Here is a 24,512-nt window from a genome sequence, read left to right as displayed (position 1 = left end):
AAAAGAGGCCGCGCCGCATCCAATGCGGCGAGACCTCTTGTCGATTATAGGATAATACTCAATTATTTGACGAAAGTGTGGATCGGATGTCCGAGCGCAACCTCGGCAGCGTCCAGCACGATCTCTCCCAGTGTAGGGTGAGCGTGAATCGTCAGAGCGATATCTTCAAGCGTAGCGCCCATCTCGATAGCCAGAGCAAGCTCGGCGATCATGTTGGATGCTTCCAGACCGATGATTTGCGCGCCAAGTACAAGACCGGAGTCAGCGTCGGATACCAGCTTCACGAAACCTTCGTTGGCGTTAAGCGACATGGCGCGGCCGTTGATCGCGAACGGGAATTTGCCCACTTTTACATTGTGGCCTTGCTCCTTCGCTTCCTTCTCGCTCAGGCCGACGCTTGCGCATTCGGGATCGGAGAAGCAGACGGCAGGCACGCATTTATAGTCGACAACGCTTGGCTGACCAGCAATCGCTTCTGCGGCAATGCGTCCTTCGTACATCGCTTTGTGCGCAAGAGCAGGACCTGCAATAATGTCGCCGATGGCGAAGATATGCGGGATGCTCGTGCGGCATTGCTGGTCGACTTCGACCAGACCGCGGTCCGTCATTTTGACGCCGATCAGGTCCAGACCTAGCTCGCCGTCCGTATTAGGACGACGGCCGACCGTTACGAGCAAGTAATCAGCCGTTACTTTCTCTTCTTTGTCGCCTACCGTGTAAGTGACCGTAACGTCTTTGTCCGTTTGCTCCGCGCTTTTCGCTTGCGCGCCGGTAACGATATCGACATTCGTTCCTTTCAGCTTCTTCGCGACGATCGAGGACATGTCTTTGTCGAAGCCAGGCAGGATGGAATCGGAACCTTCGATTACCGTTACTTTCGTGCCGAACTTGGAGTACATTTGGCCAAGCTCGATGCCGATGTAGCCGCCGCCGATAACGACAAGGCTCTTCGGAATTTCAGGCAGGCTCAGCGCGCCTGTCGAGGAAACGATGCGGCCGCCGTAAGGGAATGCCTTCAACTCGATCGGACGGGAACCCGTAGCGATAATGCAGTTCTTGAAACGGTAGCGCGGCGCTTCTTGATCGTTGAAGACGCGTGCTTCGTTCTCGTTGATGAACATGACTTCGCCATGGAAATATTGGATTTTGTTCGCCTTCAGCAGGGAAGCAACGCCGCCCGTCAGCTTTTTGACGATTCCGTTTTTGAATTCTTGCATCTTGTTAAAGTCGACCTTCGCTTCTCCCACTTCAATGCCGAATGCGGAAGCGTGGCTGATGGACTCGTATTGATGAGCTGCGCTGATCAGAGCTTTGGAAGGGATACAGCCAACGTTAAGACATACGCCGCCGACATGTTCCTTCTCTACGACCAATACGTTTTGGCCGAGCTGAGCCGCGCGGATGGCGGCTACGTAACCGCCGGGGCCTGCGCCGATGACTAGAGTGTCAATATCCAGGGAAGCATCTCCAACTACCATATGTTAAACCTCCATAATGAACAGTTCAGGCTGCGCCAGAAGCTGTTTAATGTAGTTCATAAAGTTCTGAGCCGTTGCGCCGTCGATGAGACGATGGTCGAAGCTCAGGGACAGAGCCATAACCGGAGCGGCGACGATTTCACCGTTGCGAACAACCGGCTTTTCCGAAATCCGGCCGGTACCTAGAATAGCGACTTCAGGGAAGTTGATGACCGGCGTAAAGAACATGCCGCCAGCGGAACCGATATTCGAGATCGAGATCGTGCTGCCTCTCAGTTCATTCGCCGTCAGTTTGCCGTCGCGGCCGCGAGCTGCAAGGTCGCGGATGGAATCGGCAACCATAAACAGGTTTTTGCGATCTGCGTCTTCGATAACCGGAACGATCAAGCCGTTGTCCGTATCCGTTGCGATACCGATATTGTAATACTTGCGATAGACGATCTCTTGATTTGCTTCGTCCAGCGTCGAGTTCATGATCGGGAACTGGCGGCAAGCGGCCACGAGCGCCTTAACGATGAACGGCAAGTAAGTCAGCTTGGAGCCTTTTTTCTCTGCGTATGGCTTGTATTTCGCACGAAGGGCAACCAGCTCGGTAACGTCCACTTCGTCCATAATGGTCACATGCGGAGCCGTGTATACCGATTTGACCATCGCGTTTGCGATTGCTTTGCGGATACCCTTAAATGGTACGCGCTCTTCTGGACGGTATGCCGTTCCGGAAGCTGCCGGAGCCGCGGATTTCGTTTCGCTTGCAGCTGGAGCTTCTTGTGCCGCGCTGGCTGCAGGAGCTTCAGTCGAAGCTGCAGGAGCGCCGCCAAAGCCGTTTACGTCTTCGCGAGTTATGCGGCCGTTTTTGCCCGTGCCGGACACTTGCGCTAAATCTACGCCCTTTTCGCGAGCGAACTTGCGCACGCTTGGCGTTGCAAGCACATGCGAGTTTGCCTGTTTCGCTTCGGATTGAGCCGGAGCGGATGGTGCTGCAGCTGCCTCAGGAGCAGGAGCCGCTTCTTCCTTTTTCTCTTCGGATGGTGCTGGCTGCGCGCTCTCCGGAATGTCGCCTTCCGCGTCGATTACCGCGACAAGCTCTCCGACGTGGCATACCTGACCGTCTTTAACCAATACTTCTAGCACCGTGCCATTAACAGGACAAGGGACTTCTACGATTGCCTTGTCATTCTGTACTTCCATAATAATATCATCGTCCGTTACTTTAGCGCCCGGCTTGATGAGCACTTTGACGATTTCGCCTTCATGCAGGCCTTCGCCTAGCTCGGGGAATCGATATTCGAATTTAGCCACCAATGACAACCTCCTTTAAGTGGTTGTTCAAAAAGTCCGATTCCCATTACGAAGTATGCCAAGAAGCATAGTCGACATCGAATATTGAATGCAGGCGAAACTTCCGGTGCTCACATAGCTCTGCTATGCTCTGCTCCTCATTTTCTACCTGCCTTCAATCTTCTCGGTACTGATAACCGAACTTTTTGAACTCGATCTTTAAAAACTTCTTAATAACCGTATTCCAATCGGAATGAAACAATAAATTTAGAAATTAATGACTTTCTGAGCAGCGGCGACAATACGAGCCGGAGTAGGCAGCCAAGTGTCTTCGATCTGAGCGAACGGATATACCGTGTCAGGACCGGCTACGCGAAGCACCGGAGCCTCCAGATGCAGAATCGCTTTTTCGTTAATTTGGGCAATAACCTCAGCCGCTACGCCGGAAGTTTTCTGAGCTTCTTGCACGACGATCGCACGGTTCGTCTTTTGGATAGAAGCGACAAGGGTGTCGATATCGAGCGGCACCAGGGAACGAAGGTCGATGACTTCGGCTTTGATGCCTTGTTTCTCAAGCTCGTCTGCTGCTTTAACCGCAGTATGCACCATCATGCCATATGCAATGATCGTCACGTCGCTGCCTTCGCGAACAACGTTCGCTTTGCCGATCTCGATCGTGTATTCGCCCTCTGGAACGTCAGCTTTAAACGCGCGGTACAAATTCAGATGCTCCATAAAGAAGACCGGATCGTTATCGCGGATAGCGGAGATCATGAGACCTTTTGCATCGTATGGATTGGACGGAATAACAACCTTGATGCCCGGCGTTTGAACAGCCAGACCTTCCAGGGAATCCGTATGCAGCTCGGCTGCCTTAACGCCGCCGCCGAAAGGTGTGCGGAATACGATCGGCGAGTTATAGCGGCCGCCGGAGCGGTAACGCATGCGGGCAGCTTGAATGAACATTTGATCAAGTGCTTCGTAGATGAAACCAACGAATTGGATCTCGGCGATGGGACGGAAGCCTTGAAGCCCCATGCCAACAGCCATACCCGCAATCGCGGATTCCGCAAGGGGAGTATCGAACACGCGGTCTTCCCCGAATTCTTCCTGCAAACCTTCCGTTACGCGGAATACACCGCCGACCTTACCTGCGTCCTCGCCAAAGATCAGCACGTTCTCATCCCGTTTCAATTCTACGCGCATCGCATCGCGAATCGCTTCAAGCATATTCATTTGTGCCATGTTGGTTTACTCCTCCCCTATTATTGGAAATCCGCTTTTTGTTCTTCCAGGTACTTAGGCGTTGTTTCGAACATCGTATCGATCAGGCCGGCAACTGTCATTTTTTCCACAGCTTCGGCTTTTTTGATGTTTTCGTTTACGGTCGCTTTCGCTTCTTCTTTAACACGGTTCGTATCTTCCTCGGACCACAGTCCTTTTTTCTCGAGATACTTGCCGAATCGGATCAACGGATCCTTTAACGACCATTCTGCTTCCTCGTCCTTCGTCCGGTACTTCGTTGTATCGTCAGCCATGGAGTGCGGACGGAAACGATACGTCAGAAGTTCGATCAGCGTAGCGCCTTCGCCATTGCGGCCGCGCTCCGCTGCGTCACGCACGGCTTTGATGACGGCCAGAACGTCCATGCCGTCCACTTGCACGCCTTTGATGCCGGCGGCAACCGCTTTGTGAGCGACGGACAATGCAGCCGTTTGCTTCGAATACGGAGTCGTGATGGCGTAACCGTTGTTCTGAACCACGTAGATCGCAGGCAGCTTGTATACGCCGGCGAAGTTAAGACCTTCGTAGAAATCGCCTTCGGAGGATCCGCCGTCACCTGTGTACGTAATGGCAACGCGCTTTTCGCCTTTTTTCTTAAATGCCATGGCAACGCCAGTCGCGTGCAGGACTTGCGCGCCGATGATGATTTGCGGCATCAGAACGTGTACGTCCTCCGGAATTTGGCCTCCGGCTTGATGGCCGCGCGAGTATAGGAATGCCTGGTACATTGGAAGACCGTGCCACACAAGCTGTGGCATGTCGCGGTAGCCCGGGCAGATAAAATCGTCTTTGTTAAGGGCGTATTCGCTGCCGATCATGGAAGCTTCCTGGCCGGATACAGGCGCGTAGAAGCCGAGACGTCCTTGACGGCCGAGGTTAACGGCACGCTCGTCCCATGTGCGGGTAAATACCATGCGGTACATAACTTCTTTCAGTTGCTCGTCAGTTAATTCCGGCAGCAGGTCCGGATTTACCACTTCTCCATCGAGCGACAATACGGACATTGGTGTAACCGGTTCCGTCTGAACTTCGTATGGCAGTTTGCTCATTTTGAACGCTCACCTCAATCAAAATATTTGAAAAACGGGTATCTCTGTTATAGAATTATTATAAACCTGTTTAACAAAAATGGTCAAAGCAAAAAACAAAAAAACCGTTGTTTTTTCGCTGATTCAGGCTGTTCTGTTAAGAAATTGTATATGCTACAGAATCCAATTCCCACTATAACAGCATAATACAACTGTTTCCCTTCGGACGTATGTTGCACTTTACCTTACTATTGTTTGCCCACATCTGCCGTATTCCATTCCAAATATAAAGGAGATTTCTCGCATGACGGACGATCGTTATTTAAAGAGAACCATACTGAAGGAAACCGTACCCAGCCGCTATCTTGCGGAGGGAGAACGCCAATTGCGCATTTTCCTTCCCCCGGGATATAACGAGCTGTTAAGTTATCCTGTCGTATATTGTCAGGATGGCGAAGATTTTTTTAATTTCGGCAGAGTTGCTACATCCGCAACAAAGCTCATCCTCGATGAAGGTCTGGAACCTTTCATCATCGTCGGCGTCGATGTCGACAAGAAACACCGCACCGACGAATACGCCGCCGATGGCAGCCGTCATGGAGCATATCTTCGGTTCTTTGCAGAAGAGCTGCTGCCGTTCGTAGAGGAACGGTATCCCGTTCGCAAAGAGCCGGAGGATCGACTGCTCGCAGGAGATTCATTAGGCGGTACGGTTTCGCTTCACTTGGCGCTTGAATATCCTCAGCTGTTTACTAGAGTCATATCCATGTCCGGCGCCTTCTTTGCCAGCTCGCAAGCGGTCATCGATCGAAACTATGATCTGGAATGGCTGGATATCTATATGATCGTCGGGCTTCAGGAAACGGAATACGAAACGACGGACCGCGGCGTACACGATTTTCTCGCGCTCAACCGTAATGCCAAAGCTCTGCTGGAGCACAAAGGCGCCCGCATCTACTACGAAGAGAAGGACGGGAAACATCAGTGGGGCTTTTGGCAGAAAGAGATTCCGGCTGCTCTCGCTTATTTCATCGAGGTGGAATAATACCTCGCCAGGCGAACAAAAGACTGCATGCAGTACAAGCCCGACATGCAGTCTTTTTTGTTGTTTAGGGGATTAAGAATGAAGGCGGCTTCCTTCTTGAGATCTTAAGAATGGATTTTCCTTCCTCACAGGTTCTTCTCCGCCCGGATCCGTCCCAGCAACGCCTTGCATCCCGCTTCCACCAGCTCATAAACTTCTTCGAAATTGCCCGAATAATAAGGGTCTGGCACATCCGAGATGCCGTGACCAGGCAGCAATTCCATGAATGTAAATACGGCTGGGTCCCCTTCCGCTCCATTGCGGTCGGAAGCGGCTTGGAAGACAGCCTTGGCGTCTTTCAAGTTTTTGGCGTCCATGCAGACGATATAGTCGAACCCATTAAAATCGCCGCCATTTACTTGTCTTGCAGTCATGCCTTCATACGTAATACCGTGATGATCCAGCAGCTTGCGCGTGCCTTCATGCGGCGGATGACCGAGATGCCAGTCGCCCGTTCCCGCCGAATCGACCTTGATAGCCTCCTCCAACCCCTCCTGCTTCACCAGATGACGCATAACGGCCTCCGCCATCGGCGAACGGCAAATATTGCCGAGACATACGAACAGTACATTGGTAGTTGCGCTCATGACTTATCCAACTCTTTCTTTTTCATTTTATTATTCCGTTCCGCCGCAACCGCAGACGCAGCGAATGCGCCCCTTAATGATCGGCGAGGCAGCCGCCACTTGTAATAGACGGACATCATGCGGAACATAATGATGATGCCGAACAACACCAGCAGTTCAATCGACGTTTTGGCCCATCCAAGTCCAATGCATAGTCCGCCAAGCATCGCCCACACCGCGTAGATTTCGTCCTTGAGCACGAGCGGCTTGCGTCCCGCAAGCACGTCGCGGATAATTCCCCCGCCAATTCCCGTCAACATGGCTGCCACAAGCACTGCGCTTATAGGATGCCCCATTTGGGTGGCATATAAGGCGCCTTGGATGGCGAACGCCGATAAACCGATGGCATCAAAGAAGGCCTCGCTCCTTCTCCATCGTAAGATCCAACGCACCGGCAGAACAAAGGCAATTGTCATGGCGATAAGCGCCACCTTGAACAGATAGCCCTGACTCCACAGCATCGTGACCGGCATGCCGATAAGCAGGTTTCGAATAACACCCCCGCCGAATGCCGTAACGAGCCCAAGCACGTATACGCCCAAAATGTCGTATTCTTCCTCCATCGCGACTACCGCTCCGCTGACCGCGAACGCAATCGTGCCGATCAAGCTGAAGACATTAAAAATATCCATACCCACCGCCCCGATCAATGTAGCGAATGATCGCCTTATGTCCTTTCCCATTTTAGCGCCGCCCCGCAACTTCCGCAACGACAATTTTCGTCCAGATTTGCATTGCCCTATATACGCTGCGGGCGCTATACTGTACACAGCTTTAACCTGCATGGAAAGGATGTTGAATGGCATGCTCGACAGCTATACAATCGTCATTACTTCGGGAGGATCTTTAGGAGACTGGGCAATCCCCTATGTGCGAGAGGGCAAAGTGCTCATCGGCGCGGACAGCGGAGCACTATTCCTGATCGAACAAGGTTATCGTCCTGATATCGCGATCGGCGACTTCGATTCTGTGACGGCTGAAGAGCTGGAACGGATTAAGGACAACAGCCGCAAGACGATTCAGTGCGATCCCATCGACAAAAACTTTACCGACACCGAGATGGCCTTCCGTCTTGCGCTGGACATGAAGCCAACAAATATTGTGCTGCTGGGCGCGCTCGGCACACGCTTCGATCACTCTCTGGCGAACGTCCATCTGCTTGCGCTCGCGGACGAGAATGGCGTCGCCGCCTCCATCGCGGATGCGACGAATCGGATCAGCTTGATCTCGCAAGATGCATACGTGGATCGACTGGAGCATCCGCAAGTGTCTCTGCTTCCATTGTCGCATGCCGTGACCGGCATTACGCTGGAGGGGTTCCAGTATCCGCTTGGCGACGCCACGCTTACAATCGGACAATCATTGGGAATAAGCAACGTCCTCCTTCAAGAAAGAGGCATGATCCGCCTCAAGCAAGGACGCCTTCTCGTTATCCAAAGCCGGGATTAGGATCGTTCGTCCGGTTTGATGATGATTTCGACGCCTTCCGCATGCTTGCGGTTCATCAGATGGCGGGCCTTGCGGTTCTCCTTCGACTCGAATACGATATCGAGGTCATACGATTCGCCAGGGTACAGCTTCTCCTTGGCGATATACGGCTTCACGCGCTTGTGATTGAACTTCAGCTTCTGCCCCTGTACTTGAACGATTAAATTGCCGCGTTCATCCGTCTCCTTAAATACGACTCCGGCGCACTTTAGCGGGTAGATCCATACGACGTCGCCTTTGGCGTAAGCTCGCGTTTTGCCACCTGGAGAATCAGCAGGTAAATCAGCCTCGCCGGCTGCTTCATGGCTTTCCTGCCTGGCGTCATCATTGCCCGTAATCTGGCTGTTGATATCGCCGCTGATCGCCGCAGGAATTTCCAAATACGTTTCGCTCCCTCCTTTAAAACTCAGCAATTCCTCCGCCCTGGCCATAACGGTCTCGGGAATTCCAAATCGTCTCGCGATCGCGAAAGCATGACTGTCGCCCGCTTCCCCTATCTCCAAACGATAGAGCGGCCTGAGCGTATCGGGATCGAACGCCATTCTCCCGTTCTGACAGCCTTCGGTTCGAGATGCGAACGTCTTGATCTCGTTGAAATGGGTCGTTGCGGCCAGCTTGGCGCCTTGGCGCTTCAACTGCTCCAGAACGGCGATCGACAACGCGATCCCTTCGGAGGGGTCCGTTCCGGCTGCAAGTTCATCAAGCAAAAGCAGGGACTTGCCCGCAGCCAAACGGAGCATATCTTTTAAGACTGATATATGGGACGAGAATGTGCTGAGCGACTGCTCCAGACTTTGCCCATCGCCGACATCCGCTTCGACGTGCGCAAACATGCCCAGCACGCTTTCCGGCGCCGCTGGCACAAGCAATCCGCATTGGTTCATGATGACCAGCAGTCCCATCGTCTTTAACGTGACCGTCTTGCCGCCGGTATTGGGTCCCGTGATCATAAGCTGATTCCACTTCAGTCCCAGCTCGACGCTTAGAGGCACACAGCTTTCTCCAAGGAGAGGATGCCTTGCTTCTACAAGCGACACGATCGGTTTGTCGGACAAACCGACGCGAACGCCGCAGCAGCTTCTTGCATACTTGCCTCTCGCAATGATGAAGTCGAAGATCGCCATCGCCTGCACGTTCGTTTTCAACTCGGAGGCATATTTTTCAGCTTCGTCTGACAAACGCGACAACACGATCGTTCGTTCCCTCTCTTCGGCCGCTTTCCATTGATGGAGCTCCAGCTGCATCTCCGCCACTTCCACGGGTTCGATAAACAAAGTCTGACCGCTGGCCGATTCGTCCAGTACAGTACCGGGTACATTTTTGCGGAGCTCCCGCTTGACAGACAACACGAATCTTCCGCTTCTTTTGCTAATGACGGCTTCTTGCAGACTGCTCTTGTATTTCCCCATCGCTCCAGCCATACGTTTCCCGATTTGATCCTCCACGATATGTGTCTGACGCCGAATATAGCTTAAATCAGGACTTGCCTCATCTGTCAGCATCCCGAATCGAATACATGTGTTCAACTGCTCGCGCAGATCAGGGCAGTCGTTCATGGAGTCCGCATATCCGGCTATCGTTGGGGCTTGCTGTCGCTTGGCGTTCATATACCTTTTCATTTGGTACACAGACGACAACCATACGCCAAGCTGCTCCAGCTCCTGCTCGTTATATATTCTGCCCTTGCCTAAAAGAGAAAGGAAAGGATCAATGCCTTCCATGGCTGACAAAGGGATGCTGGCACCTCCTGCAAGCAGATTTGCAGCCTCCTCCGTCTCGCGGAGCCATGCGGCTACACGAGTGTAGTCTCCGCTTGGCCGCATGGCTTCCGCCAATTGGAGTCCCGCCGAGGAAAGAGTAAAATGCGCCACTTGTTCTTTCACTTTATGAAATTCCAGTTTTCTCAACGTTTGTTCGTTCACTTATCAACAGCTCCTTTTTTGAGAAAAAAAAATAGACAGGAACAGAACGCGGGCGCGTTCCGTTCCTGTCCAGTTATGGGCATGGCAGTCCAAACTTCTGCATGCTTACGTTCCGTTCTCCCTGGAGGCCGACGAAAAGGGTAACGGAAAATAGACGCAAAAAAACCGTGCTGCAAAGAGCACGGTGATCAGACTGTCAGCCCGTAGGTAAACAGACGGAAATCCACATGTTCTCAACTCTAGGATTCGAATTACAAAATACACCCTGCGTAGTCCGTTCTGCGAACAGACCTATAGCGGGAGAACTTCATAATTCCAATATGATCCTTTTTTAAGAGTTAAGAACACCGGCAGTCATTAAAATTTCCCCTTCCGAATACCAAAAACTATCCCCATCATACAAAATGAAGTCGCCTTCGTCAAGCGTTAATGGTTCCGTTAAACTTCGCAGCCCTTTTCAGTCAGGAACGGGTTACCTCGATTTGCATGCCTGTATGCGCAAAAGCCATTCCTGCCGGAAGTTCATCCCCTCTGGCTACATCGATGTCGTGAGACATATGTGTCAGAATGGTCCTTCCAGGCTTCCACTTCCGCGCCAGTCCGATCGCCTCCTCGACATCATAAACGGATCGCGTCTCCATCGGATATGGCTCTCGGAAGAAGCTTGTTCCCAGAATAATCAGATCCGCCCTTGCCATCGGCTTCTGCTGTTCCTCTGTCAGTTCAATCGCATCCGGGCAATAGATCCAGCGATACCCCGTATGAGCGTGTTGGAACGAAAAAGCATAAGCGTATCCGTTCTTTCCATGATTGACCCTCCAGCTGCTAGCCTTCCAAGCCCCAATCATCATCGGAGCGTCGAACGGCTTGAACTCGATTCGGCTGGCGATCCACGGGAATCTCTGAAGGATTTCCTCAATAACCTCGGTCGGGGCGTGAGCCGCTCCTGTCTTCCCCGTCCAGCGGCAAACATCATACCACTCGGGTAGACCGCCAATATGATCGTAATGGGCATGCGTAATAAGCATACGGTCTATATCCCGCAGATGGGCCGCTTCCATTTGCCGACCGAAGTCCGGGCCGCAATCGATCCAGGTTGTTCCTGCATCGGCATCCTGCCATTGCAAGGATGGCCGCAAGCGCAGGTTTTCGCCTGTCCCTCTCGCTTCCATGCACACCTCGCATTCGCAATAGATGCGAGGCACTCCCTGAGAATCTCCCGTCCCCCGAAATATCAATGTACTCATAGAGCGAGCAGACGTACTTCTTCCCGGGATCTCAGCTGCTGGATCATGTCCAGCCATGCTTGAGGCTTATTCGGCAGCGCGGAATAATAAGTCGTCAGGAACTCTACGACGAGCGCGGCAGGAATGGCATCAAGCTCCTCGCTGCGGGGTAGAAAACAGAGATCCAACTCGGACACCGCTTCACCCGTATGCTCCCAGGAAGGATGAACGTAAGTCAGGTCCAGACGCCGGTATCCGATATGCGACAATACCTCACGACGCACAATGGGATTCATTGGAGATACGCCGCCGAATTCATGCGAGACCGCCCGATAGGGATCGTATACCTCCGCAAACATGCCGATAGGCTCCGTACCTGATTGCTCCGCAAGCCGCTTCAAATCCTTCTCCCTGTTCGTCAGCAGGAATCGGCCGATTCCGAGTGCAGGCTTGCCAATGATGGTGAAATCCGTCATCGCTACGCGCATGTCCGGATAATAGCGATATTCGGTCGCGCCGACCACAGCTTCCTCCTTGAGCGCAACATAAACATGGATGCCGGGATCTTGCAGCGGCTCAGCCCAAAGATCATAAGCCAACACTTCCTCAGGCGGGAATATCGTGCCAAGCAGCTCATGGAGGGAGCGGAAATGCGGATCTTGAATAGATTGGATACGATGATAAGTCAACATGGATATTCCTCCTGCGTGTCATATATGTAATGAAGTAGGTTAACTTTTGAATGGATTACGCCATTCCATCAGAACGGCATAGTTGAGCGACTGCTCATCCTCCAGATAGCCGTCCGCGATGCCCACCGGCATGCGGCCGCAGCGCAGCAGGAACGAAATGACGGGATCGTTCCACTCGCCGGACAACACTTTGGCTACGTATTGTTCGGGAGTCTCCGTGCCGGCTCGTTCTCCGTACCCCGGCATGCGGCCTCCTCCAAGCAGTCTGTCCAGTCCAAGATGGACGACCGTCTCGTATAAGGTCTGCATCATCCACTTGCCCAGACCCGATTGACGGTAAGCAGGAACGACTCCGATATCTACCACGTACAACGTTTGGCCTCGCGGGTTATGATTCCGGATATAACCGTCATCGGTTACCGCCGACCAGCTGTGATCATGGCCGTAATCCGCCATATCGACGATGAGCCCGGTCATGGAGCCTACAATAACGCCATCGATCTCGGCGCATATTGCGCCCTCGGGAAATGTCTTTACATGGCAGGCAAGCTGCTCCTCGTTCCATAGCAGCTCTTCCGGGAAAGGCGGCGGGAAACAAGCCTTCTGAACATCGATCAGACCAGCGAAGTCGTCTCTGCCGTAATTACGAATGACAGCTTTGACGAGCCGGCCCTCCGACCGAACATACAGCTCCTTCCTCATCGCGGGCTCCAGTCCGTATACAGATCGACTCTACGGTCTCTCCAGGTCATGACCGATCCATCCTTCCTAACCTGCTCCAGCAAGGTTAGATCCAGATCGCCAACGACGAGCATATCATCGTTCACGATTCCTTCCGCGATAATGCCGCCTGGCGGGAACGGAATATCGTTCGGAGCAATTATGGCGGCCTGTCCGAAGTTGGCGCGCATAAAGTCTACGGTTCGGAGCGAGCCGACCGTTCCTGTCGTCACGACGTAGACCTGATTTTCGATCGTTCTCGCATGACAGCAGTATCTTACACGGTAGAACCCATGCCTGTCATCCGTGCAGGAAGGACAGAAGATGACATCCGCGCCCTTGGCTCTAGCCATTCGAACAATTTCCGGAAACTCGATATCGTAACAGGTTAACATCGCGATCGTACCGAATTCCGTCTGGAACACCTCGACGCCTTCCCCCTTGGACATTTCCCACTCCGTCACTTCAGTTGGCGTGAGGTGGATTTTGTCCTGGGTATCGATCTTCCCGTCCGGATGGAACAGGAAAGCTCGATTACGGCGTTTGCCGCCCTGGGTAGCGACTACATGCGTTCCGCCTATGATATACATGCCGTATTCGGCAGCAAGCGACCGGAACAACTCCACATAAGCATCCGTAAAGGTTGGCAGGAGATCGATCGGAAGTGCCTGGCCATGCTCATCTCCGATCGACAGCAATTGAGTTGTCATAAACTCCGGGAATAACAAGAACTGAACGCCGTACTCCGACGCGTTGCGTACGTAATGAGTTACTTGAGCACGGAATTGCTCGAAGTCGGTTATATCCGTCAGCCGATATTGCACGGCAGCCGTACGAAATTTCATGATGCACCTCCGGTATTAGTTCGTGTTCAACCTCTATTAAGATTTCCGCTGCTTGAATTGCAGGGTGATCGTCGTCCCGAGATTCGGCAGGCTAAATACGTCGATCTTGCCTTCGTGCATATCGACGATCCGTTTCGCGATGGACAATCCTAATCCTACGCCTCCCGTCGTGCGGCTTCTTGCGCTGTCCACACGGTAGAATCGCTCAAAGAGATGCGGGATTTCATTTTCCGGAATGCCCATGCCTTTATCTTTCACTTCAATTTTGACGATGTTTTTGGATTGGGAAACAGAGATGTCGATCGGCTCCTTGGAGTATTTGATCGCGTTGTCCAATAGGGTAACGAGCAGCTGACGAATTTTATCTTTGTCGCCAGACATTCGAATGACTCGGGAGAACGTCTTGACCCGAATCTGCCGCTGGAACGTCGTTTGCAGCATCGTGGACAGCTCGTCTACGACCTGCACCACGTCGAACATCTCCAGCGTGAGCCAATCCTCTTGCTCCGCTTCTGCCAGCATCAGCATCGACTTGGTCAAATTCTGCAGCCTCGTCGCTTCCTTCGCGATCGCATCGATCGCTTCGTCCCGCACGCTTTCGTCATCGCGGCCCCAACGCTTGAGCAGACCCGCGTAGCTGCTGATGACCGTTAGCGGCGTCTTGAGCTCATGCGAAGCGTCGGCGACGAATTGCTTCTGCCGCTCGAAGGTCCGGTCCAGCCGTTCGATCATCTGATTGAATGCCCGCACGAGCTGTTGCAGCTCCGCGGAGTCTTCGCGGCCCGTGACATCGATCTGTCGCAGCTTGCCGCTGCGATCGATTTCCCGCATCGTATTGACCATTTGCTGGATGGGTGCGGTTAACCTTGAAGTGAACCAATAGGTTCCGAATATCGCAAACAGGATCGCTCCGGCGCTCGTGACGCTTAACGCTCCAACAAGCACTTGCAGATAATTGTCGAGCTCATCCAAAATCCGATTGATCTCCAACATCGCGATAACCTGACCATCAGAATATAGCGGGACACGCATGTAGATAATACGTTCCCCGCTCTTGGTCAGCATGCCGGTATGATGATAAGGTTCGAACGTTGCGGGCAGCTCCAGCAAACTGGCGTTAGTACCCGTAATATTCAGCACCCTGTTATTCGGACCGATGATCCTGATCATCTCGTTCGCGTTATGATATTCCTTGAGCAGATCCGGAGAGGAGAGTCCGCGCCCGCTCTGAATGCGAGGGTTCTCCAGCATCAGATTCATCTTGGTCGTAATGACCTCTTCTTCGCTCTCCGTCGTAATTTTGATTACGTAAAAATAGACGAAAATATTAAAAAAGATGAGGATAAGAATTAACCAGAAAATCGTAAAGAGCGTAAACCGTTTGCGAAGCGTCATGCATCCGGCTCCTTAATCATATAGCCGACTCCTCGCACGGTATGAATCAGCTTATGCCGATACCCCTTGTCCAGCTTTTGCCGCAGATAACGGATATACACGTCGACCAGATTCGTCTCCCCGATAAAGTCGTAGCCCCATACTTCCGACAAAATATCCTCGCGAGACTTCTCCTCGTTGCGATTCTCAACCAGGTAAACAAGCAATTCGAATTCCCGAGGCGTCAGTTCAATGAGAATATCCTTGCGGTACACCTTGCGGGAGCGCAGCTCGATGGACAGATCGCCCAGCTTGATAATATCGGAGCCTTCCGCTTCTTTAGGGTACTGCTGGAAGATACGGAGAATGTTGCGGACACGCGCCAGCAGCTCCTCCATTGCGAACGGCTTCGTTATATAATCATTGGCGCCGTGCTCGAAGCCGCTTACCTTGTCAGGGACCGTATCCCGAGCTGTCAATAATATAATGGGAACAGGGTTGCCCGCCTGACGGATCAAGCGCAACACCTCGATGCCGCTCATCTCCGGCAGCATGACATCCAGCAGAATCAGCTGCCACTCGCCCGTGGAAGCCATCTCATAGCCCGACCGTCCATCCGGAGCAACGCCTACGGTATATCCCTCATGCTCCAATTCCAATTGCAAGATTCGAGCGATTCCTGCTTCATCTTCTACGACCAAGACGCGTTCATTCATAACGTGAAGCACCTTCCCTCTAGCAAAAATAATATATTCATCATAATTGAAGGCGCCAGAGGATTGCAAGCCGCATCATATTCGCCGGGGTCCTGGGAACGTCTCACTCCATCAACTTATCGATTAATGGCTGCAAAGCGATTGACAGCATTTGATCGAGCTGCTTGTGATCGGTGAGCCACTTCCCGCTCCAAATCAAGCTCCATAATTTTTCTTGCGGCAGCAGCGGGACGATTGCAGAAGGAGCGTCAGGCAGCATCGACAGCCAATATCTGTCATATCCAAAGTTTGTATGTTTGTTTGCAACATAATGGAAGACGCGACCTTGCTGAAGCGACTCCCCGCGGAGCCGTTTCAGCCTCTCCAGCCGTGCCGGCTGCCACTTGTATACATCGGGATCGGCAATAACGATTATGTGATCGGCTTTGCGAATGAGCGGGACGGATTCCGGAGCTTCCCAATCGCCGGATAAATCCACAATTTCAAATTCGCCTCTGTTCAGGCGAAGCTCTAGCTCGAAACGCGACCATTTGTCATCCTCTTCGTCGTTTGCAAATAATTCATGATCGGCCAGCAGCCACCTTACAGGCGCAGCCGCGCTCTTGGACTTGCCCCGTCCTCTGTTATTAAGCCCCTTCGCTCCTCCCCCCTTCTTCCAGTAAAGCTCTGACTCCCCCCTTATCGCAGCTGGCAGCAACTCGCACCACACCGGAGGCAATCCGGCATATTCGGCAGCCGTCACCGTCCTTCCACGTCTAGCAAGCAGAACGGCCAGCGTAATGGTTAACAGGGTTGCTCCAGCACCTCCCGATAAACTTAATAAAACAACTCGCACAGGACTTTCATTTGTTGCTTCGTTCTCGATTCGTGCAAATCGTGTTTGCTCTCTCTGAACTTTGTCCTCTCCAAGCAAAGTTCTCATCGACGTTTCAACTTCGCGCATCGATTGAAAACGCGATTCCGGATTCCAATGCAGCAATCGTTCCAACAATTCTGCAAAGGAGCCGCGAACAGCTGCCGGCAGCCTGAGCTTCCCTCTCCCGTTGTCCCCATAACGAACGCCTCTTTCATCAGAAGTAGGTGTTCCTGTCAGCAAACTCAGCATCACGGCTCCCAGGCTGTAAATATCGCTTCGGGCGTCGCTCTGCAATCCTCGCAGCATTTCAGGCGCGGCGTAACCTGATGTTCCGAGCACCATCGTATCGCCTTGCTTTCCTTCCTTGTATATTCTCGATATCCCGAAGTCAATGAGCTTGACCGTCCCCGAACTGTCGATCATGATATTGGAGGGCTTCAAATCCCGATGAATGATCGGTCTCTGCTGCTCATGCAGATATAACAATGCAGAACATAGCTGCAAACCGATCCGGAGCACATCGAGATTCGTCATCGGTTTGCGCGTTTCTACCAGCCACTCGGCCAAGGTACTGCCTTCGATGTATTCCATGACGAGCGCCTCTACGCGATGAGGTTTATCCAGAGGGTAATAGTCCGTTATACGCGGAAGGTTCGGATGATCCAATCTCATCAACGTTGCTGCTTCGGACGATTCGGACGAGTTGCCGCCCTTGGATCTCGTTACCTTAAGGGCGACCCTTCGTCCTGCCAGCTTCGTGTCTCGGGCAGCATAAACAATCCCCATACCACCTTGTCCCGCAACTTTCTCAATGAGGTATCTTCCAGCAAATACATCGCCAATCTGAGGCATCTCACCAGTTTCCGTCTCCTCTGCCATTCCGTTCCCATCCCTTCCGGCCATATATATTCCCAATAATTTGACAAAAAAACATCCCGGCAGCATCTGAAAAAACTCAGATGCTGCCGGGATGCTTCCCCGATAATGCCATATTGGCTACATTATATCATAATGAAGCATGTTCTCAAGCCTTAAGAGGATGTTCAAAAAGTCCGCTTTTGATCACGAAGTATGCCTAAGAAGCCCACTCGACATCGAATATTGAATTCAGGCGAAACTAAGCGGATGCTTTCGAAGTATGTTTCCTCCGGAAACATTGCAGGTGCTCACGTAGCTGCCACTACGCTCCGCTCCTCAGTTTCTACCTTCATCCAATCTTCTACAGCGTTTTTGAAAAAAACGCAGCATCGGAAGCATACGCTATTGTGCTGAAAACCGGACTTTTTGAACCCGCATTTAAAGGCTACTTCTTCTTCAGGAACAAGGTGATTTCCTCGCGGTTATGAAACAGTTGTTTGGCTCCAAGTACTACAAAACCTGTCTCTAATCGTTCCTTTACCTCCCTGATCGTCTGCAGCGGTTTCTTGTGCATCAGCTTGATCGTAATGATGGCCTTTGCGTCCCGCTTCAGGGCATCATTGAGGTCCAGCACGAGACGGGACATCAACATAGGACTCCAACTCATATCACAGACGAGCAGGTCGAAGGAAGCCGCCGCGAGCTTGATATCGGATGCATTTTGCTTGAGATGAAGCAAAGCCGGATGCCCTTTAAGCGACGCATGCATATCCGCCGGATCCACAGCAGTGACCCGAAGTCCGCGCTCTAGCAGCAGCGAGGTCCAGCCGCCCGGTGCGGCTCCGATATCAAGCGCATGGCCGAATTCCTCATACCGAATGCCGAATGCCCGCTCCGCCTCCAACAGTTTGAACTTCGCGCGCGAGATCTGTCCTTCTTCGCGTTGGAAGCGTACGGCTCCGCCAGGCCAATCCGACAGCATCTCCCGAGGCGTGCCGAAGCCAATGTATAAAACGTTATCGGCGCCATAAACGGAGATAATTACATCCGGCTGTTGAACGGCAGGCTCGCTGCCTATCTCCGCAAGTACAGCATCCAAGACGGATTTCGAATCCGCAGGCGTGTAATGAAAGATCGAGCCGGAATTCCGCCTGATATGCACGGCAGTACGACGATTGCCGAATATCGACCTGTCATTGCGGATCAGATCGGCTAAACCGTCCAGATCGCTTGCATCTCCCTTGACGACCAGTTCCCTGTCAATCGGCTGCAAATGTCGCAAAAAAATCGGCGGATTTGCCCCGATCAGTCCGAGCGCTTCTTCCTTGCCCATAGGACAAACCATACGGAATACTTCGCCAGGCGCAAGCTGCGTAAAGCTGGCTCCAGGCAGAAGGCGCCGCAGTTCTTCCATCGCGTACGACGCATATTGTTGATTGGCGGTTCCGATCCATTCGCTCACTATGTATTAGCCTCTTTCATTCATAATCTAATTAACCCCGATGATTTCTTGCGATCTCGTCCAGCAGATCATGAGGCATTGGCCCTCCGAACAGTTGCGTACGATCCGGCAAAGAAGCAGAGAGCGTATGATACATGCTGTTTCTTCCCGATACGCTGGATGTATGCAAGTAGATCCGGCTCGGAAAGCGCCCCGTGCTGACGATATGCCGCACGACTTCGTCCCCGGTAGGCTGCCCCCACCCAAGATCAAAGTCGAGCGACAGAACGTCTATCTCTTCGTACTGGATCAATTGCTTGCATTCTTCCGCATTACGCGCCAATACGAATCCATCCGGGCATCGGCGGTAATCGTCCAAGTAGACATGGATCATGAGGCTCCCCTCCTCGCGGTATCGATAATTACTTCTGGCAATCCGGACAGCTGTAACACTTGCGGCCGGCCACGGAAGATTTTTTGATCGTCCCTCCGCATCGCTTGCAGGTTTGGCCTTCCAGTTCGTGTACGGCCAGCCTCTCGCGATACAGACCCGAGATTCCGTCCCCGGCGAATAGAGGCAACTCCCTCACGCCTCCATGCGAGATGGAATCGCGGACGATATGATTTAATGCGGAGTACAGAGATTCCCATTCTTCATGGCTTAATTCCGCCGTCTTTCTGTCGGGTCGCAGCCCGGCCTCGAACAAAATTTCATCCGAATAGACGGGACCGATGCCGGCAAGCAAACTTTGATCAACAAGAGCGGTTTTGATCGAGCTTCTTTTTTTAGCGTAACGCTCCATGAACTTCGCCAGTGACAGTCGCTTGTCAAGGGGATCGATCCCCCTGTTCTTCATGATGGATTCCAGTTCCTTGACCGACATCAATTCGATGTCTGCCGCCGTTACCCCGTGCAAGGCCAAAAAACGTTCATCGAATCGAATATAGATGGACGCTTCCCTCTCCAGCGTTTCATTCGATGAACCCACATAGATAGAAGCTTCGTCAGAGAGACGGAAAATCAAACGTTTGCCGTTATCCAGATGGAATACGATCAGCTCAGCCCGTCTCTCCACGAACCAGACGCTTTTGCCAACGACATCTTGTTGCAGTTCCATTGCAACCTCGTTAATAAGATCCTCATGAAATTCCAATGCCGTGATTGCGGCTCCGGAGAATCTCTCCGCCAATAATGCTCTGTATAGTTCTAATTCCGGAAGCTCTTGCATCTTGCCTTTAAACCTCCCAGCTAGTGTCCGATAATGAAAGCTTCTGCAATGACGGCAGGTCGGCAGTAAGCTCATCCAGCGTGTCATAGATGATGTCCGGCGTGCAGCCCGCGTGATTCTTGTAGTCGTCGTAATTCTCCCTCGTCGTGAGACCCGTAAGGACAAGCGCGGTACCGCAGCCAGAAGCTATGCCTGCAGCGATATCCGTAGCCAGATTATCCCCTACGACCCATGTCTCGCGGTGAGTCAGCCCAATGCTGTCTAGCGCATAATTCATAAGAATGGAGGAAGGCTTGCCGATAATGATCGGTTCCTGACCGCTGGCCGCCTGGATCATGGCTCCTATGGAGCCTGCTCCCGGCAATAACCCGTGAGTAGATGGTACGAGACGGTCGGGATTCGTAAGAATAAAGGGAACCCCGCTCCGAATATGCTGAACCGCTTGTGCGACACGGTCATAAGTGAACTCTCTGTCTATCCCTTGTACAACGAAATCTGGATGTTCGTCCGATAACCGAAGTCCCGCTTCCGTCAAAGTTTCGCGCAGCCCTTTCTGTCCTATGACAAATACGGAGGAGTGAGGTGCAAGCTTGGCGATATAGACGGCTGCAGCCTGTGCGGAAGTGCATACATCCTCGGGACGCGCGGGAATTCCCATTGCGCTGAGCCGGCTTGCTACTTCAACTGGAGTAGCCGAAGAATTGTTCGTGACGAAACGATAAGCAATGCCCTCTCGCTGCAAGTGGCGAATCAACCGGTCCGCGCCGTCTACAGGACGCGAGCCCTGATACATCGTGCCATCAAGGTCGATCAACAATCCCTTCAAGGCCCCATGCTGATATTGTTTCATTTGGTTAATGCTCCCAATTCTAGTTTATGAATTTTAGACTGTATTCTTTGAATTCGTTTGCGAACGTCCTGCAGCGCTATCGTCTCCTTATCGCTCAAGCGGCGGCCGCCCGATACGCTCTGCATTCGCACAAGCGCCTCGGCGCAATAATGGAGCGACTGATGCAGTTCCTTGCTCCTATGCTCAAAATACATGGATAATTCAATACAGGCATCATGCCCGGATGCAGACAAAGAGCTGCCGGATGCATGAACAACCTTCTGCCACAATACCACAGCACGTTGCCAATTACCAGCCTTCTTATCTCTCGCCGCAAGCTTGTTTAGCGCGGATGGAGAAGGTTCCTCATGCAGCAACGCCTGCCCAAATAATTCCTCTGCCAGCTCCGACTTTCCCATATGCTCCAGCCATAATCCCGTTCTCACCAATTCCTCTGTTTCTTCCGGATACGGAATGCGCCGGAATATATCCTCCCGCAGCAGATGTCCAAAACGGATCGACAAGCAAGCAAGCGCCAGAAGGTCAAGCTCGTTATGAAGAAACACGCCCTCCAAAGGAGCGGGGTCTCCATCCGCCAGAAACTGAAAATATAGCTGAGGAGCAAGAGAGCCGGGAACATCCTCCGTTCGAAAAATGCCCAATCTCTCTTCTTCGATATGGCTGAGCTTGCAGGATGCCAGAGTGTTGCGCCAGATGGATCGCGAAGGATGCAAAAAATCCAGATGAAGCGGCTGCTTGAGTTCTCTCCCCATCGCGTTCATGATCATCCGATTCTGCACAAGCGGCCAATCGAATGTCTTGCCATTATATGTGGCCAAATAACGATAATTGCTTAAGCGCTGCTCCAAATCGTACAGCATGGCATATTCCTCGGCAGGATGGCGAATCAGCGACTGCTCTACGATAAACTTGTTCCCTTGCACAAAGGCAAAGCCGGTCATAAAAGGCACATTGCCCGTCCCAACGCCCAATCCGGTCGTCTCCAGATCCAGATACAAAATAGATTTGGGCTCTACTGGCTGCTGGGCAGCATGGAACTCGGACAATCCCGTTGCCGCTTCAATTAATTCTCCTAATTGATGAGTGCCGTGTTGGTAGTCAAGACTAAATTCCGTTCGACGCACCAAATAATCGCCCTTCGCGCCTCTTCGGAGCGTAACACCGAAGGATGCCCATCCCGGATGCAGCTCCTCCTGCGGCTCGCATTCTGATTCTGACGAAGACACAACCGTTTCGGTCGCCGTGCGAGCTTCGCTTGCAGCGCTGGCTCGAAGCCTGTTCATACGTTCCCGCATGCTCATGCGCCTGCACCTGCTTCCTTCAGCAGCGCCAGCGCCTGTTCTTTGCCAAGCAGCCCGACCTCTTCGATCGGCCCGACGCAAGCCGGACATCCGCTCATACAGCTGCAAGAAGTAATGAGCGTCCTTGCCCGCTTAATCAGCTCGTCGTGTACGTCGTACAACCTTTCGCTAAGCCCGATGCCTCCGGGATAACGATCATAGAAGTAGATCGTCGGTTTTTGCGAATGAATGGCTTTTACTTGAGGCACGACCCGAATGTCGAAGGGATCGCACATGAGATATAGCGGAGCGATATGAACGAGCACGTTCGCAATGCCCAGCAGCGCGAACTGCATTTCGTTTTTGGAACGCGTAGCCGCAGCCTCGTCGCTGAAGGAAAACCAGTAGCTGCTCGTATGCAGCTCCTCTTCGGGCAGGTGAATCGGCCCTGAGCCGATGTTCTCGTGAGTGCCCAGTCGTATTTTTTTAAAAATGGTCGCCTTCGCATTTACGGTTACTTCGCCATATTGCCTAAGGAGCTCCCCCGACGTGGTCTCCTTGTCTACATGCAGCACCTTCAGTTCGACCGCCAGGTTGGCATCCGTATAATACTCGACATCGACCTCGCGCACATAAGCCTTCTTCTCCGGGTAGTCCAGCTTCTCCACCTGGAATTGCACGCCTTCATGAATATAGATAGCCTCTTCGTGGATCAAGGTCGGTGCGCTAAACCGATCAACCTCGCCAAGGACCCTGTGGTCGCTTGTCGTCATATCGATGATAACGAAGTTCTCCTGCGCAGCGGACCTCAACGAGATGTTATGCGCAGGGAAAGACTGTTCCATCCAGAACCAGCGGTCATTGGCGTAATGGAGCACTCTCTCTTCGACTAAAAACTCCATCATATCCTCCAGCTTCTCGCCTCCGAACGAATCCCCTCGCTTGAACGGCAGCTCGTAGGCCGCACATTTTACATGATCGATCAAGATCAGCAGATTATCGGGATGGATCAGCGCCCGCTCGGGAGGACGATTGAAAAAGAAGTCCGGGTTCTGAATCATGTATTGATCCAGCGGATTGCTGCTCGCCACCATAAACGTTACGGAGCTCTCCTGCCGTCTGCCTGCTCTGCCTGATTGCTGCCACGTGCTTGCGATCGTACCGGGGTACCCGTTAAGCACGCAAGCCTGCAACTGACCGATATCGATGCCAAGCTCCAGCGCGTTCGTACTGACAACGCCTCGTATCTCGCCGCTGCGAAGCCCGCGTTCGATCTCTCGCCGCAGCTTTGGCAGATAGCCGCCTCTGTATCCCCGTATGCTCTTGTCGCCAAGCTTGTCCTTGACCAGCTCCTGCAAATAAGTCAGCAGCAGTTCCACGCGCACGCGGCTGCGGGCGAATACAATGGTCTGCACGCCCTGCTTCAGAAGCAAGGCCGCGAGTCTGCGAGTCTCCAGCACGCTGCTTCTCCGTATGCCGAGCTGTCGGTTCACAACAGGCGGATTATAGAAAATGATATGTTTTTCGCCCATCGGCGCGCCGTTGTTGTCGATCAGCGTCACCCGCTCGCCAATCAGCCTCTCCGCGTGTTCGCGCGGGTTGTCGATCGTAGCCGAGGCGCAAATAAATTGAGGTTGGGAGCCGTAAAAGCGACATATTCGTTTAAGTCTCCGGATCACGTTTGCCACATGGCTTCCGAATACGCCGCGATAGGCATGGACCTCGTCAATCACGATGTATTTGATATTCTCGAACAGCTTGACCCACTTCGTATGATGCGGAAGAATGGCCGAATGCAGCATATCGGGATTCGTCACGACGATATGTCCCGCGTTGCGAATCGCCGTACGAACGGTGGGCGGCGTATCGCCATCGTAGGTATGCGTCTTGATATCGACGCCCATGAGGTCGGCGACCGCCTGCAGCTCCGCCACCTGATCCTGCGCAAGTGCCTTGGTCGGAAAGAGATACAACGCTCTCCCTTCGTCGTTCTCCAGCAAGCTTTGCATGACGGGCAAGTTATAGCATAACGTCTTGCCCGAAGCCGTCGGAGTCACGGCGACGACATGATCGCCCCGCCTCGCCGCCCGGAATGCATCGGCCTGATGCGCATACAGCTCCGTCACTCCGCGAAGCCGAAGCCCCTCTTTCCAGATGGGATGCAAATCCTCCGGCAAGGGGACGGACACGGCCGGTCTGGACGGGATGGTACGCCAATGCGTGACATTCGCCATAAG

22 protein-coding genes are annotated in these 24,512 nt (G+C 52.7%); 2 read left to right on the top strand and 20 right to left on the bottom strand.

Translation table 11 applies throughout. The annotated features are described in order from the left end of the window. Nucleotides 1-62: 62 nt before the first annotated feature. From lpdA to pdhA, 4 genes are all read right to left on the bottom strand, one after another. Nucleotides 63-1,478, bottom strand: a complete 1,416-nt coding sequence (lpdA, locus tag PAT3040_RS12300; RefSeq protein ID WP_108992882.1) for a dihydrolipoyl dehydrogenase — start codon at nt 1,476-1,478, stop codon at nt 63-65. A 3-nt stretch (nt 1,479-1,481) separates the two neighbouring features. Then, on the bottom strand, nt 1,482-2,777 hold the full coding sequence (locus PAT3040_RS12295; RefSeq protein ID WP_108992881.1) for a dihydrolipoamide acetyltransferase family protein: 1,296 nt from the start codon (nt 2,775-2,777) through the stop codon (nt 1,482-1,484). A gap of 246 nt (nt 2,778-3,023) precedes the next feature. After that, nucleotides 3,024-4,001, bottom strand: coding sequence for an alpha-ketoacid dehydrogenase subunit beta (locus PAT3040_RS12290; RefSeq protein WP_087569270.1), 978 nt, complete (start codon nt 3,999-4,001; stop codon nt 3,024-3,026). Between the two features lie 20 nt (nt 4,002-4,021). Next, entirely contained in the window at nt 4,022-5,089 is a 1,068-nt protein-coding gene (gene pdhA, locus PAT3040_RS12285; protein WP_087569271.1) for a pyruvate dehydrogenase (acetyl-transferring) E1 component subunit alpha, read from the bottom strand. Nucleotides 5,090-5,372: 283 nt separating this feature from the next. Between pdhA and PAT3040_RS12280 the strand changes: the two genes are divergently transcribed. After that, nucleotides 5,373-6,113, top strand: coding sequence for an alpha/beta hydrolase (locus tag PAT3040_RS12280; RefSeq protein ID WP_108992880.1), 741 nt, complete (start codon nt 5,373-5,375; stop codon nt 6,111-6,113). 125 nt (nt 6,114-6,238) lie between these two features. Here PAT3040_RS12280 and PAT3040_RS12275 read toward each other — a convergent pair whose 3' ends face one another. Then, nucleotides 6,239-6,739: a low molecular weight protein-tyrosine-phosphatase gene (locus tag PAT3040_RS12275; RefSeq protein WP_108992879.1), complete on the bottom strand. Its 501-nt coding sequence runs from the start codon at nt 6,737-6,739 to the stop codon at nt 6,239-6,241. Next, nucleotides 6,736-7,410, bottom strand: coding sequence for a trimeric intracellular cation channel family protein (locus PAT3040_RS12270; protein ID WP_108992925.1), 675 nt, complete (start codon nt 7,408-7,410; stop codon nt 6,736-6,738). Before PAT3040_RS12270 ends, PAT3040_RS12275 begins: the two co-directional genes overlap by 4 nt. 172 nt (nt 7,411-7,582) lie before the next feature. Between PAT3040_RS12270 and PAT3040_RS12265 the strand changes: the two genes are divergently transcribed. Further along, the gene (locus PAT3040_RS12265; protein ID WP_108992878.1) at nt 7,583-8,227 is read left to right on the top strand and encodes a thiamine diphosphokinase; all 645 of its coding nucleotides are present in this window, start codon (nt 7,583-7,585) and stop codon (nt 8,225-8,227) included. Here PAT3040_RS12265 and PAT3040_RS12260 read toward each other — a convergent pair. From PAT3040_RS12260 to PAT3040_RS12195, 14 genes are all read right to left on the bottom strand, one after another. Beyond that, nucleotides 8,224-10,188: an endonuclease MutS2 gene (locus tag PAT3040_RS12260; RefSeq protein WP_108992877.1), complete on the bottom strand. Its 1,965-nt coding sequence runs from the start codon at nt 10,186-10,188 to the stop codon at nt 8,224-8,226. The genes PAT3040_RS12265 and PAT3040_RS12260 overlap by 4 nt on opposite strands. A gap of 461 nt (nt 10,189-10,649) precedes the next feature. Then, nucleotides 10,650-11,393 (bottom strand): MBL fold metallo-hydrolase, encoded by a 744-nt coding sequence (locus PAT3040_RS12255; protein WP_307719164.1) that lies wholly within the window; start codon nt 11,391-11,393, stop codon nt 10,650-10,652. Between the two features lie 38 nt (nt 11,394-11,431). Then, entirely contained in the window at nt 11,432-12,103 is a 672-nt protein-coding gene (locus tag PAT3040_RS12250) for a GNAT family acetyltransferase (RefSeq protein WP_108992924.1), read from the bottom strand. Between the two features lie 42 nt (nt 12,104-12,145). Next, nucleotides 12,146-12,808 carry a GNAT family N-acetyltransferase gene (locus PAT3040_RS12245; protein WP_108992875.1) on the bottom strand — a complete coding sequence of 221 codons (663 nt, stop codon included), beginning with the start codon at nt 12,806-12,808 and terminating at the stop codon, nt 12,146-12,148. After that, a complete protein-coding gene (locus tag PAT3040_RS12240; RefSeq protein WP_108992874.1) occupies nt 12,805-13,671 on the bottom strand; it encodes a carbon-nitrogen hydrolase family protein in 867 nt (288 codons plus the stop codon). The genes PAT3040_RS12245 and PAT3040_RS12240 overlap by 4 nt, the downstream gene beginning before the upstream one ends. Before the next feature lie 36 nt (nt 13,672-13,707). Further along, the gene (locus tag PAT3040_RS12235) at nt 13,708-15,066 is read right to left on the bottom strand and encodes a HAMP domain-containing sensor histidine kinase (protein ID WP_087569279.1); all 1,359 of its coding nucleotides are present in this window, start codon (nt 15,064-15,066) and stop codon (nt 13,708-13,710) included. After that, nucleotides 15,063-15,761, bottom strand: a complete 699-nt coding sequence (locus PAT3040_RS12230; protein ID WP_087569280.1) for a response regulator transcription factor — start codon at nt 15,759-15,761, stop codon at nt 15,063-15,065. Before PAT3040_RS12230 ends, PAT3040_RS12235 begins: the two co-directional genes overlap by 4 nt. Before the next feature lie 103 nt (nt 15,762-15,864). After that, on the bottom strand, nt 15,865-17,496 hold the full coding sequence (locus tag PAT3040_RS12225) for a serine/threonine-protein kinase (RefSeq protein ID WP_181376585.1): 1,632 nt from the start codon (nt 17,494-17,496) through the stop codon (nt 15,865-15,867). 424 nt (nt 17,497-17,920) lie between these two features. Beyond that, nucleotides 17,921-18,937 carry an SAM-dependent methyltransferase gene (locus tag PAT3040_RS12220; protein ID WP_181376584.1) on the bottom strand — a complete coding sequence of 339 codons (1,017 nt, stop codon included), beginning with the start codon at nt 18,935-18,937 and terminating at the stop codon, nt 17,921-17,923. Between the two features lie 31 nt (nt 18,938-18,968). After that, a complete protein-coding gene (locus PAT3040_RS12215; RefSeq protein ID WP_108992872.1) occupies nt 18,969-19,310 on the bottom strand; it encodes a cyclic-phosphate processing receiver domain-containing protein in 342 nt (113 codons plus the stop codon). A gap of 28 nt (nt 19,311-19,338) precedes the next feature. Then, nucleotides 19,339-20,145, bottom strand: coding sequence for an Fpg/Nei family DNA glycosylase (locus PAT3040_RS12210; RefSeq protein ID WP_181376583.1), 807 nt, complete (start codon nt 20,143-20,145; stop codon nt 19,339-19,341). 7 nt (nt 20,146-20,152) lie between these two features. Then, on the bottom strand, nt 20,153-20,995 hold the full coding sequence (gene nucF, locus PAT3040_RS12205; RefSeq protein ID WP_108992870.1) for a 5' nucleotidase NucF: 843 nt from the start codon (nt 20,993-20,995) through the stop codon (nt 20,153-20,155). Then, nucleotides 20,992-22,296 carry a ribonuclease H-like domain-containing protein gene (locus PAT3040_RS12200; RefSeq protein ID WP_108992869.1) on the bottom strand — a complete coding sequence of 435 codons (1,305 nt, stop codon included), beginning with the start codon at nt 22,294-22,296 and terminating at the stop codon, nt 20,992-20,994. The genes nucF and PAT3040_RS12200 overlap by 4 nt, the downstream gene beginning before the upstream one ends. Beyond that, nucleotides 22,293-24,512: DEAD/DEAH box helicase (locus PAT3040_RS12195; RefSeq protein WP_305778777.1), on the bottom strand; the 2,220-nt coding region annotated here is incomplete at its 5' end. The genes PAT3040_RS12200 and PAT3040_RS12195, both read right to left, overlap by 4 nt.

This window comes from Paenibacillus agaridevorans, assembly GCF_003112455.1.
GTDB lineage: Bacteria > Bacillota > Bacilli > Paenibacillales > Paenibacillaceae > Pristimantibacillus > Pristimantibacillus agaridevorans.
This window is presented reverse-complemented; position numbering and strand designations above follow the sequence as displayed.